At 72.5% G+C, this 12629-nt stretch carries 9 protein-coding genes; 5 read left to right on the top strand and 4 right to left on the bottom strand.

Annotated elements, in window-relative coordinates; genetic code table 11:
- Nucleotides 1-42: 42 nt before the first annotated feature.
- Nucleotides 43-1650 (bottom strand): MFS transporter, encoded by a 1608-nt coding sequence (locus FRAAL_RS10345; RefSeq protein ID WP_041939112.1) that lies wholly within the window; start codon nucleotides 1648-1650, stop codon nucleotides 43-45.
- 120 nt (nucleotides 1651-1770) lie between these two features.
- Between FRAAL_RS10345 and FRAAL_RS10340 the strand changes: the two genes are divergently transcribed.
- The 3 genes from FRAAL_RS10340 (at nucleotide 1771) to FRAAL_RS10330 (ending at nucleotide 5117) form a co-directional block, all read left to right on the top strand.
- Nucleotides 1771-2439: a TetR/AcrR family transcriptional regulator gene (locus FRAAL_RS10340; protein ID WP_011603523.1), complete on the top strand. Its 669-nt coding sequence runs from the start codon at nucleotides 1771-1773 to the stop codon at nucleotides 2437-2439.
- A 168-nt stretch (nucleotides 2440-2607) separates the two neighbouring features.
- The gene (locus FRAAL_RS10335; protein WP_041939111.1) at nucleotides 2608-3714 is read left to right on the top strand and encodes an AMP-binding protein; all 1107 of its coding nucleotides are present in this window, start codon (nucleotides 2608-2610) and stop codon (nucleotides 3712-3714) included.
- Nucleotides 3714-5117 (top strand): aldehyde dehydrogenase family protein, encoded by a 1404-nt coding sequence (locus FRAAL_RS10330; protein WP_011603521.1) that lies wholly within the window; start codon nucleotides 3714-3716, stop codon nucleotides 5115-5117. The genes FRAAL_RS10335 and FRAAL_RS10330 overlap by 1 nt, the downstream gene beginning before the upstream one ends.
- 239 nt (nucleotides 5118-5356) lie before the next feature.
- On the opposite strand, the gene aceB is transcribed toward FRAAL_RS10330, so the two are convergent.
- Entirely contained in the window at nucleotides 5357-7012 is a 1656-nt protein-coding gene (gene aceB / locus FRAAL_RS10325; protein ID WP_041939110.1) for a malate synthase A, read from the bottom strand.
- Nucleotide 7013: 1 nt separating this feature from the next.
- Entirely contained in the window at nucleotides 7014-8375 is a 1362-nt protein-coding gene (gene aceA, locus FRAAL_RS10320; protein WP_157892035.1) for an isocitrate lyase, read from the bottom strand.
- Nucleotides 8376-8566: 191 nt separating this feature from the next.
- On the opposite strand from aceA, the gene FRAAL_RS10315 reads away from it, so the two are divergent.
- Nucleotides 8567-10069 carry a short-chain fatty acyl-CoA regulator family protein gene (locus tag FRAAL_RS10315; protein ID WP_011603518.1) on the top strand — a complete coding sequence of 501 codons (1503 nt, stop codon included), beginning with the start codon at nucleotides 8567-8569 and terminating at the stop codon, nucleotides 10067-10069.
- 143 nt (nucleotides 10070-10212) lie between these two features.
- The gene (locus FRAAL_RS10310; protein WP_011603517.1) at nucleotides 10213-12423 is read left to right on the top strand and encodes a potassium channel family protein; all 2211 of its coding nucleotides are present in this window, start codon (nucleotides 10213-10215) and stop codon (nucleotides 12421-12423) included.
- A 5-nt stretch (nucleotides 12424-12428) separates the two neighbouring features.
- Here FRAAL_RS10310 and FRAAL_RS10305 read toward each other — a convergent pair whose 3' ends face one another.
- Nucleotides 12429-12629 carry an NUDIX domain-containing protein gene (locus FRAAL_RS10305; RefSeq protein WP_050997064.1) on the bottom strand — a complete coding sequence of 67 codons (201 nt, stop codon included), beginning with the start codon at nucleotides 12627-12629 and terminating at the stop codon, nucleotides 12429-12431.

Here is a 12629-nt window from a genome sequence, read left to right as displayed (position 1 = left end):
GGCCCCGAGCAGGGCGATCCGGATCCCGCCGCGGTGCGGAGCTCAGACGTGGGCGACGGCGTTGCCCGCGTTCTGGCCGGGGCGGATGAACAGCGCCAGCACCATCGCCACGCCGGACAGCACCGCGCCGATCACCATGGCGACGTGCAGCCCGCTCATGAACGCGGCATGGCTGCCGGCCTCGATCGCGCCCTGCACGCTCGCGGACGAGCCGGTGGCCGGGGGCACCAGACCCTGGCCGACGAGTTCCTTGGCCTGCGCGAGCCTGCCGGCCTGCTCCGCCGGCACCCCGGCGCCGACCAGCCGGTCGACCAGCACCGATCCGACCCGGCTGGCGAGCACCGAGCCGAGCACCGCGGTGCCGAGCACCCCGCCGAGCTGCGTCGCCGTGGACTGCAGGCCGCCGGCGACCCCGGAGTCCTCGATCGGCGCGTTGCCGATGATCGCATCGGACGCGGCGGTGATGATGAGTCCGACGCCGACGCCGACGGCGACGAACGGCGGCCACAGCAGGTTGAAGGACGAGTCGGGTTCGAGCTGGGTGAGCACGACGAACGACGCGAGCATCAACGCCATCCCGATGGTGATCGGGACCCGCGGGCCGAAGCGGCCGTTGAGGGCGGCGCCCAGCGGGCTCGAGACCATGAACACCGCCGACAGCGGCAGGGTGCGCACGCCGGCCTGGACGGCGGAGTATCCGTGCACGTTCTGCAGGTACAGGGTGAGGAAGAACAGCACCCCGAACATCGCGAAGAAGGTCAGCGTCACGATGAGCGTGCTCAGGCTGAGCGAGCGGTTGCGGAACAGCCGCATCGGCAGCAGTGGCGCGCGGACCCGGGTCTCGATGACCACGAACAGCACCAGCAACACGACGGCGGCGACCAGGAAGCCGATCGTCCTGCCGGAGCCCCAGCCCCAGCCCTGCGCCTTGATCATCCCGAAGACGAGCGCGAACAGGCCACCGCCCAGGGTGAGCAGGCCGGGGGCGTCGAAGCGCTGCGACCCCGACTCGTCACGGCTCTCGGCGAGCACGAACAGCCCGACGATCAGCGCGATCGCGCCCACCGGGACGTTGATGTAGAAGACGGATTCCCAGGACACGTGTTCGACGAGTAGACCGCCGATGATCGGGCCGCCCGCGATCGAGATCGCCGAGGCGCCGCCCCAGATCCCGATGGCCGAGTTCAGCTTCTCCGGCGGGAAGGCCGAGCGCAGGATCGCCAGCGTGTTCGGCATGAGCAGGGCTCCGGCGACGCCCTGCAGCGTCCGGAAGATGATCACACCTTCGATCGACCCGACGAGGCCGACCGCGAGCGACGTCAGGGCGAACCCGACCACGCCGATCAGGAAGATCAGCCGCCGGCCGAACCGGTCACCCAGCTTGCCCGCCGGGATGAGCAGCACCGCGAGCGCCAGCAGGTAGGCGTTGGTCACCCACTGCAGATCCGACAGCGACGCGTGTAGATCCTCGGCGATCCGCGGGTTCGCGATGGACACCACGGTCCCGTCGAGACCCACCATGATCACGCCGAGCGCGACGCTGACCAGGGTGAGCCATGGATGTCCTCGCCTGCTGGTTTTCCCCCCAGCCGAGCCGCTCCCGCCGGCCGCGTGGCGCGGCGCCTGCGCCGCGTCCGTAGCTGTTGCCATGTTCTGACCCCCTCCACCTCGGCCGACGGTGATCGGCTCACTGACATTCAATGCCACAATGTCAGTTCTGCCAATCTGTCAGAGATGACAATCACGTTCCTCCGCGCTACGATCACACCCGTGACGACGAGGATCGGGGAGGCGCCGGCGTCGGGCTCCCTCGAGGTCGCCTCCGAGGTCGGCGACGGTGGAGCCGAGCGGACGCGGGCCGAGCGGCGGCGCGCGCGGATTCGCGCGACCATTGCGGACGCGGCCCTGCGCATGTTCATGTCCCGCGGTTACGACGCGACCACGGTCGAGGATGTGGCGGCCGCGGTGGATCTGAGCCCGCGCACGGTGTTCCGCTACTTTCCGTTCAAGGAGGACATGCTCCGCGAGGCCGTGCACTTCGAGCTGACCGAGCTCATCGCGGCGCTGCGGGACCGACCGGCGCACGAGCATCCCGCGGACGCCCTCGGCCGGGCGATGGTGCACATGTGGTCGAACATGGAGAAGGACCCCGAGGAGGTCCGCACCCTGCTGCGGCTCATCTCCGAACTTCCCCGGATGCGGGGGCTGCTCGTCGAGGCGTCCCGTAGCGGCCAGTACGCCCTGGCGGAGGCCCTGGCGCCCCGCCTCGGCCGGCCCGCCGCGGATCTGTCCACCCAGGTGGCCGCCGGCTGCGCCCTGGCGGCGCTCAACATCGTCCTGGAGGCCTGGGCGACGATGCCCACCGGTACCGATCTCACCCCCCTGATCGACGACGCGATGGCCGCCGTGAAGGCCGGCCCCCTCGGCCCCGGCTGCTGACCAGCCCGCCTCCCCGCTCGATCACCGCTCCCCCACGCGATCACTGCGGTTGACAGCCGCACCCGTTCGACCTGCACTCATAGGCAGGGCGTCCGCCGCTGGGCGGCCGCGCGGGCCGTGCCACGGGCGCCCGCCACGGCACGCGCAGGCGGCAGGAGGCTGCATCAGATGACGACACTGCACCGCGATCCGGTCCTCGACGGCCCGGTCGACCTCATCCCGACCGAGACCGAACTGATCGAAGCGGCGATGCGCTGGCACTTCGACCCCGCGACCGGTTCGCCCTTCTGGCTGGAGCAGGCCGACACCCTCGGCTTCGACCCGCGCGAGGACATCCACACCGTCGACGACCTGGCCAGGTTCCCCAACATCGTCGATCGGCTGCGGCACGTGCCCGCCGCGGACCTGATCCCCCGGGGCTACGCGGGCCAGGACGACACGGTGTACGGCGTCTACGACTCGGGCGGCACCACGGGGCCGCCGAAGCGCGTGGTTGTCATGACGGACTGGATGACCCGCCTGCTCGTCCACACCGACCAGGAGATGGACGCACGCGACTACCCGCAGGGGGTCGACTGGCTCGCCGTGGCGCCGAGCGGGCCGCACATGTTCGGCGCGATCGTCCGCGAGACGGTCCGGCTGCGCGGCCGGCTGAGCTTCACCGTCGACCTCGATCCCCGCTGGGTGAAGAAGTGCATCGCGGCCGGGCGGGCCGAGCAGGCCGACCAGTACGCCGACCACATCGTGGCGCAGGCCCGCACCGTCCTGGAGACCCAGGAGATCGGCGTGCTGATCACCACTCCGCCGCTGCTGGAACGGCTGGTCCGCGACGAGGAGCTGCGCCGGCTGATCGCCGACCGGGTGCGGCTCGTCGAGTGGGGCGGCGCGCACATGGACCCGGACACCCGGTACCTGCTGCGCACGGAGGTTCTCCCCCACACCCGGCTCGTCGGCCGGTACGGCAGCACGATGATCCTCGCGAGCGCCGTCGAACGCCAGGGACTCGCCCCGGACGACCCCTGCGTGTTCGACTCGTTCTCCCCGTTCGTCACGTTCCGGGTGGTCGACCCGGAGACCGGCGAACCGGTGCCCTACGGCAGCCGCGGGCGCGTGGTGATGAACCACGTCAGCAAGTCGGCGCTGCTGCCCAACAACCTCGAGCGGGACGAGGCGACCCGGATCCCACCGCCACCCGGGCGAGTCGGCGACTCCGTGGCCGACGTCTCGCCGGTCGCCGTGTTCGGCGACTCCCCCGTGATCGAGGGGGTGTACTGATGCCGGCCGGGAGCCCGGCCGCCGCGACCACCCGGGCCGAGCTGATCGAGCTCGACGCGCTGGGCCCCGCCGGTCCCTTCCGGTCCCGCAACCGGCTGCCGATCACCGACGTGGCCGGCGTCGCGCTCGCCGAGCTGAGCCTGGTGCCGTCGCTGTACGTGCACCGCACCATCGCCGCGCTGCGCGCCGCCGAGCCGCTGCCGGCCGCCGACCGGCTCGCCGCGCTCGCCCGGGCCGGGGAGGCGTTCGCGACCGAGACCGTCGCCGGGCTGTCCGTCGAGGAGTACTGCCACGCGGTCAGCCGGATCTCGGGGATGCCGATCTCGGTCGTGCGCCACGCCACCGAGACGACCTGGCGGGCGCTGCTCGGCGCCGGCCGCGACGCGCGCCAGGCCCGGCCCCGGGCGAGCGTCGACGACTGGCACGACCCCGCCACCCAGGGCGGACGGGCGGTGTGGACGCGGCGCGGGGAGGTCTTCGCGGTGCACGCGTCCGGCAACCATCCCGGCGTGCACGCCCTGTGGCCGCAGGCGCTGGCGCTGGGCTACCGGGTTGCGGTGCGCCCGTCGCGGCGTGAACCGGTCACCGCGCACCGGCTGATCACGGCGCTGCGGGCGGCCGGGTTCGGCGCCGACCAGGTGGCGTACCTGCCCACCGACCACGCCGTCGCCGACGAGATCATCTCCGCCGCCGACCTGTCCATGGTCTACGGCGGGGACGACGTGGTCGCCAAGTACGGCGCGGACCCCACGGTGCTCGTGCAGGGACCCGGGCGCTCGAAGATCCTGCTCGCCGGCGAGGACTGGCACCGCCATCTCGGCACCCTGGTCGACTCGGTCGGCGACGAGGGCGGCACCGCCTGCGTCAACGCGACGGCGGTGTTCACCGACGCCGACCCCGGCGGTCTCGCGGCGGCGCTCGCCGAGCGGCTCGGCGCCATCCCGACCCTGCCTCCCGAAGACGACCGGGCGGTGCTGCCCTGCCAGCCGGCCGAGCAGGGCGCGGCGCTGGAACGCTACCTGCTCGACCACGCGGCGGGGACGACGCCGCGCCTCGGCGGCGGCGGCATCACCGACCCCGTGCCCGGCGGCGGCGTCGCGCTGCGCCCGGCGGTGTTCCAGGTCGACCGGGCGGACGCGGCGCAGACCGGCATCGAGCTCGGCTTCCCCTGCGTGTGGGTGGCCCCCTGGTCGCCCGCCGACGGGATCCGCCCGCTGCGCAACTCCCTCGTCCTGACCGCCCTCACCGACGACGACCACCTCCTCGACCAGCTCGTCGCCGATCCGACGATCAGCAACGTCTACGTCGGCGACCACCCCACCTACTGGATGCGCCCCGACGTCCCGCACGACGGCTACCTCGGCGAGTTCCTGATGCGCACCAAGACCGTCCTGCGCGACTGAGCCCGACCGCGTCCGTCGATCGCAGCCTGCTGGCGCACGCGGAGCACGGCGCACGCGGAGCACGGCGCACGCGGAGCACGGCGCACGCGGAGCACATTGCGGTGCGTTCTGCCCGGACTCACGGCTGGGACCGTGCAGAACGCACCGCAACCGGCTCCGCGCGGCCTCGGCCCAGGCCGGCGACACGCGGCCGACGGGTGTGACGGGTATGACGGCCAAGGCGGGTGGTGGATGGCGGGTCAGAGCCGGACGAGGGCGCGGGGGCGCTTCGTCAGGTAGTCGGTGTAGGCGACGGTGGTGAAGAACTCGGGCAGCGTCTCGCCCAGGGCGGTCTCGACGAACACCTCGCGGGCCTCGTCGAGGCGGTTCGGGGCGCTGCCGCGCTCGGCGCACAGCACGGTCAGCTCCTCGGCGAGCAGGCGCTCGGCGAGTTCCCGGGTGACCGGGCGGCCGTCGGCGAGCCGCGTGCCGTGGTGGATCCACTGCCAGACCTGGCAGCGGGCGAGCTCGGCGGTGGCGGCGTCCGTCATCACGTCGAAGATCGCCACCGCGCCGGTGCCGCGCAGCCACGCATCGAGGTAGCGCAGCGCCACCGCGATGCTGCCGCGCAGCCCCGCCTCGGTGACCGTGCCGGCGGCCGAGGCGACGTCGAGCAGGTCGGCCGCGGTCACCGGCTCGTCGTCCGGACGCGGCCGGTCGCGCTGGCGGGGCACGGCGCCGAGGCGGGCGTCGAGGCGGGCGTCGAACGCCGCCTCGCACACCGCCACCAGCCCCGGATGGGCCACCGAGGAGCCGTCGAACCCGTCGTCGGCGTCCCGCTGCGTGTCCCGGCGGAGCTGGTCGAGCGCGCGGGCGTCGACCTCGGGATCCCGGCCGGGGACGAACGCCGCCGTCGCCCCGATCGCGTGCGCGCCGCGGCGGTGGCAGGTCCGCACGAGCAGCGCGGTGTGGGCCCGCAGGAACGGCGCCGTCATCGTCAGCTGATCCCGGTCGGGGAGCACGAACGCCTCGCCCCGGGCGCCGACGGTCTTCAGGAGGCTGAACACGTAGTCCCAGCGTCCGGCGGCGTTCAGGCCGGCGCAGTGCTCGCGCAGCTCGTAGAGGATCTCCTCCATCTCGAAGGCCGCGGGGACCGTCTCGATGGGCACGGTCGCCCGGATCGTGCCCTGCGCCAGGCCGAGCCGCTGCTGGGCGAACACGAACACGTCGTTCCACAGGCGGGCCTCGCGATGACCCTCCAGCTTCGGCAGGCAGAAGTACGGTCCGCTGCCCCGGGCGAGCTGGCGGCGGGCGCAGTGGAAGAAGTACAGGCCGAAGTCGACCAGGCTCGCCGACATCGGTCGGCCGTCGATGAGCAGGTGGTGCTCGCTGAGGTGCCAGCCACGAGGGCGGACGACGATCGTCGCCGGATCCGGCCCGACCCGGTGGCGCCGGCCGGTCGGCGTGGTGACCTCGAGCCGGCCCTCGATCGCGTCGAGCAGGTTGAGCTGGCCCGCGATCACGTTGAACCAGGTCGGCGCCGTGGTGTCGGCGAAGTCCGCCAGCCACACCCGGGCGCCGGAGTTCAGCGCGGTGACCGTCGCCGTCCGCTGCGTCGGCGCGATGATCTCCACCCGCCGGTCGGTCAGGCCGGGCGCCGCGCCCGCGACCCGCCATGACTCGTCGGCGCGGATGGCCGCCGTCTCGGGCAGGAAGTCCAGGACGGCCGCCCCGGAGGCGAGCAGCAGGCGCCGCTCGCGCCGGGCGGCGAGCAGGCCGGCCCACCGCGCGGCGAAGACGGTGTCCAGCGCGATGAGGAATTCCAGCGCCTGCGGCGTCAGGATCTCCCGGAAACGCTCCCGAGGTTCACCGGGCTCGCCGATGACCTCGATCCGACCGCCGCGCGGTGCCGGCATCTCAGTGCCCCGCGCCGGCGCCGGTCGCGGTGAACTGGGCTTCCTCGGTGGAACCGCGCAGCGCGACGGTGTCACTCGTCGGGTTGATGGCGGTGCTCACCAGGTCGAAGTAGCCGGTGCCGACCTCGCGCTGGTGACGGGTCGCGGTGTAGCCGTCGGCCTCGCTGGCGAACTCGCGTTCCTGCAGGTCGACGTAGGCGGTCATGCCCTCGCGGGCATAGCCGTGGGCGAGGGAGAACATCGAGTGGTTCAGCGCGTGGAATCCGGCCAGGGTGATGAACTGGAACTTGTAGCCCATGTGGCCGAGTTCGCGCTGGAACTTCGCGATGGTGGCGTCGTCGAGGTGCGCCCGCCAGTTGAACGACGGCGAGCAGTTGTAGGCGAGCATCTGGTCCGGGTACTGCGCCTTGATCGCCTCGGCGAACTGGCGGGCGATCTCCAGGTCCGGCGTGGAGGTCTCCATCCACAGCAGGTCGGCGTAGGGGGCGTAGGCCAGGCCCCGGGCGATGCACGGCTCGACGCCGTCACGCACCCGGTAGAAGCCCTCGGCGGTGCGCTCGCCGGTGACGAAGGGCAGGTCGCGCTCGTCGACGTCGCTGGTGATCAGGGTCGCCGCCTGCGCGTCGGTGCGGGCGACGATCACCGAGGGGACGTCGGCGACGTCGGCGGCCAGGCGCGCGGCGTTGAGGGTGCGGATGTGCTGCCCGGTCGGGATGAGCACCTTGCCGCCGAGGTGGCCGCACTTCTTCTCCGAGGCGAGCTGGTCCTCCCAGTGCACCCCGGCGGCACCGGCCGTGATCATCGCGCTCATCAGCTCGAAGGCGTTGAGGACGCCGCCGAAGCCGGCCTCGGCATCGGCGACGATCGGGACCAGCCAGTCGGGGGCGTCGGCGACGCCCTCGGCCCAGGTGATCTGGTCGGCGCGCAGCAGCGCGTTGTTGATCCGACGGACCACCGCCGGGACCGAGTTCGCCGGGTAGAGGCTCTGGTCCGGGTAGGTCTGGCCGGACAGGTTCGCGTCCGCGGCGACCTGCCAGCCGGACAGGTAGATGGCCCTGAGCCCGGCCTTGACCTGCTGCACGGCCTGGTTGCCGGTCAGCGCGCCGAGGGCGTGGACGTAGTCGGTGTCGTGCAGCAGGCCCCACAGCTTCTCCGCGCCGCGGCGCGCCAGCGTGTGCTCCTCCAGGACGCTGCCGCGCAGCTTGATCACTTCGGCGGCGCCGTAGGTGCGCTCGATGCCCGCCCACCGCGGGTCCGTCGCCCACCGGGCGGCCAGCTCCTCGGCCGCCTGCGTCGCCCCGTTCGCCCCGTTCGCCGCGGTAGTCGTCCCCGTCGTCGCCGTCGTCGTCTTCGCCTCGGCCATGTCGATCTCTCCCTGCCCTGGAGTCGGAATAGCGCGGATCGCCCTCCCTCTCGAAGCTGTCACAGCGATTCAGCCTGGTCGAGCGGCCCAACGAGCCAAGTCCTGCGAATCTTCCGGGCCGCCTTTGCGAACCCTGCGAATGGCATGTTGGCAGCTGGTCGGCTATCCTCCCAACCAGCGAGGGAGAGCGGATGCAGAAGACTTTTGTCGGGACCCGGTTACGGGAACTGCGCGAGGAACGGGCCATGAGCCAGGTCGAGCTGGCGCGCCTGCTCGGCATCTCCCCCAGCTATCTCAACCAGATCGAGCACAACTCCCGGCCGCTCACCGTACCGGTCCTGCTACGCATCACCGAGGCATTCGGCGTCGACGCCGGCTTCTTCGCCGCGCACGACGTGACCCGGCTGATCGCGGAGGTCCGGGAGGTCCTCTCCGACGGCACGATCGGCCTGAAGGTGCCGGCCACCGACGCCGCCCAGCTCGCCGAGCAGCTCCCGCAGACCGCCCACGCGCTGATCACGCTGCACCGCCGCTACCGCCAGGCCAACGAGCGCCTGGCCGCGCTCACCGGCGCCCGCGGGCCGGAACCGGCGGGGCCCGCACCGGCGCCGATGCCGGACGAGGAGGTCCGCGACTTCTTCTACCAGCGCCAGAACTACGTCGGCGAGCTCGACGACGCCGCCGAGCGGCTCGCCGGCGAGATCGGCCTGACCCGCGGCCGGGTGCACGCGGTGCTGGTCGAGCGGCTGGCCTACCACGGCATCCGCGTGCACAGCCGCGAGCCCGGCCCCGACCTCGCCGGCCCTCGCGACGACGGGCGCGAAGGCGGGCGCGACGGGCGCGAGGACGGGCGTGACCTCGACCGCGAGCTCGACGTCGACGTGCTGCACCGCTTCGACCCGCAGACCCGGGTGCTGACCCTTTCCAGCCACCTGCGGCCCGGCCAGCGGGCCTTCCGGATGGCGCTGCAGCTCGCCTTCGCCGAGTTCGACGACCTGGTCACCCGGCTCACCGACGAGGGCATGCTCAGCGGCCCCCCGGCCCGCACGCTGACCCGGATCGGGCTGGCGAACTACTTCGCCGCCGCCCTCATCCTGCCCTACAATGTGTTCCACACCACGTCCGAACGGTTCCGCTACGACATCGAACGGCTCTCCGAGCATTTCGGCATGGGCTTCGAGACGATCTGCCACCGGCTGAGCACCCTGCAGCGCCCCCGGGCCCGGGGCGTTCCCTTCTCCTTCATCCGGGTGGACCGCGCGGGCAACATGTCGAAACGCCAGTCGGCCACCGGATTCCATTTCTCCCGCGCCGGCGGAACGTGTCCGCTGTGGAATGTGTACGAGGCGCTCGCCGCCCCCGGAAGAATCCACACCCAGATCGCCACGATGCCGGACGGACGCAGTTACTTCTGGATTGCCCGCACGGTCAGTCGGGGCTATGGCCGTTTCGGTCGCCCGGGCAAGACGTTCGCCATCGGGCTCGGCTGCGAACTGCGCCATGCCAGCCGGCTGGTGTATTCGACCGGGCTCAATCTGGATGATCCGGCGGCCGCGGTACCGATCGGAATCGGCTGCAAGGTGTGCGAGCGCGTCGGCTGCGCGCAGCGGGCCTTCCCGCAGATCGGCCGCAGCCTCGCCCTCGACGAGAACCGCGGCACCTTCGCCCCCTACCCGGCCGACATCAACTCCTGACCCAGACAAACTCCCGACCCGGACGAGTCGGCGCCCGCATGCGAGACTGAGCCCTCACGGGATCGGTTGCATCGACCCAGTGCAACGCGGCATTCCGTCGCCGTGGATCGTTCTGGACCAGGTGCCCGCGGGAAGAGGGAGGCATGTCGACGGATTCCGGTGAGTCCGATCGCGCCGACCCCACAGGACACGCCGACCTGTCGGAGCACGTGATCGTGGCCGGGCTCAGCGCGATGGGGCTGCGCCTCGCCGAGCAGTTGCAGGCGTCCGGCGTCGCGGTGGTCGCGGTCGACGACCGGCTCTCCGCCACCGCGCGGCGCCGACTGGAACGCTGCGGGGTCCGCGTCCTGCGCGAAAGCCCGCACCTGCCCGAGGTGCTGCGCGAGGCCGGCATCGCCGCGTCGCTCGCCGTGGTGATCTGCCACGAGGCCGACCTCGACAACCTGGAGACGGCGCTGCTCGCCGCCGATATCGCCCCCGCCGTCCGGCTGGTCGTCAGCGTCCACAACCCGCAGCTCGGCGGCCAGCTCGCCGACGCACTCGCCCAGGTCCGGGTGCTGAACCTGGGGGAGCTCGCCGGGCCGAGCTTCGTCGAGGCCTGCGTGCGCTCCGACGTCACGCACGCCTTCACGATGGACGCCCGCGCCGACGCCGAGGTGTTCGCGGTGATCGAGGAGGAGATCACCGGACGGGGCGACTTCCGGGCCCGCTACGGCGACCTCACCCCGATCGCGCTGCGCCGCGCCGGCGCCCGACACGCCGAGATGCTCCCGCCGCGGGACACCTCGCTGCGACCGGGTGACCGACTGACCGTCCTCGGCCGCCTCGCCGAGTTCGACGAGCGCGGCATGACCGTCTCCGGTCTGCACGACGCACGCCTGTTCGCGACCCTCGGCGCCGGCACCGCCGAACGCGGTGGCGTGTCCCGGGCCCGGCGCGGCACGACCGCGCGGCTGCGGGAATTCCGGTCCATCATCCGCGGGGAACTGGACCGGCCCTTCCGGCTCGCCCTCGTCGCCGTCGCCGCGATCCTGCTGGTCAGCACCGTGGTGCTGTCGCTGACCTACACCGATCACAACCAGGCCGCGCCGCCCGACTTCGGCCCGCTCGACGCCCTCTACCTCACCGTCGAGACGATGGTCACGGTCGGCTACGGCGACTTCAACTTCGGCGCCGCCGACAAGTGGCTGCAGGTCTTCGGCATCGGGCTGATGCTGGCCGGCGCGCTGTCGATCGCGGTCGTCTATGCCTTCATCACCAACGTGATCATCAGTCGTCGACTCGAACGCGCGCTGGGCCGCGGCCGGGCCGGCGCGGTACGCGGGCATGTCATCCTGTCCGGCCTCGGCTCGGTCGGGGTCGCGACGATGGACGGCCTGGTCCGCGCCGGCCGCCAGGTGGTGGTGATCGAACGGGACGAGAACAACCGGTACCTGCCCGTGGCCCGCGAACAAGGGGTCCCGGTGATCATCGGGGATGCGACGGTGCGGTCCACCCTGCTGGAGGCCGGCCTCGCCCACGCGACCACGGTCGCCGCCCTGACCAGCGACGGGGTGGCGAACCTGGAGACGGTGCTGTCTGCCCGGGAGGCCCACGTCGAGCTTCGCGGCGCTCGCGCGGCCAGGGAGGCGGCGCGCCGCGCCGGCGGTCGCTCCTACGGCCGGGGCCGGTCGCCCGAGGCGCAGCCGCGCCAAGCCGGCCTGCGGGTGGTGCTGCGGATCTTCGACACGACGATGGCCGACGAGGTCGAGCGCCGGTTCGGCATCCACACCGCCCGCAGCGCCTCGGCGCTGGCCACCCCGTACTTCGTCGGCGCCGCGCTCGGCTACGACGTGCTGAGCACCTTCTACGTGGAGCGCACCCCCTTCCTCGTCGCCCGGATGACCGTCAACGCCGGCGGGGCACTCGTCGGCCCTACCCTGCGGGAGCTGTCCACCGGCACCCGCGTCCTCGCCGTCACCACAGCCACAGCCACAGCCACAGCCAGTCTCGGCGCCGACGACAGCCGCAGCGACGATGACGGCCGCGGAGATGACGGCCGTGACGATGACCGCCGCGACGATGACCGCCGTGACGATGACCGCCGTGACGATGACGGCCGTGACGATGACCGCCGTGACGATGACCGGGCGGTCGTCGAGCCGGACTACCGGCCGGGCCGGCACACCCGCCTGCGACCGGGCGACGAGCTGCTCGTCGTCGGCCCCGTCACCCAGATCGTCGACATGGTTCGGCGCAACCAGCGTGTCGACGTCCCGGCGCGGCACCGCCCGGCACCGACACGGGCCTCCGCGACGGCCACGCGGGGCGAGTCCGACCGCGCGGCCGACCCCACGGACGCCACCGGGAACTGACGCGATCAGTCGGTGAGGCCCACGAACACCGGCGGCCCGTGCCGCAGCTGGCTCTCTTCCGCGCACTCCCTGGCCAGGGTCGCCGCCAGGTCGGCGTCCGCCGGTTCCGGGGTGCCCCCCGGCAAGTTGCAGACTCCCTCGTCCTCCTGAAGAACGACCCGCCCCAGCTCGTCGAGGACAAAACCGTGGACCTGGCGGACTGCCAT

The organism is Frankia alni ACN14a (genome assembly GCF_000058485.1).
Lineage (GTDB): Bacteria > Actinomycetota > Actinomycetes > Frankiales > Frankiaceae > Frankia > Frankia alni.
Note: the sequence above shows the minus strand (reverse complement) of the source record. Positions and strands in the feature narration are given on the sequence as shown.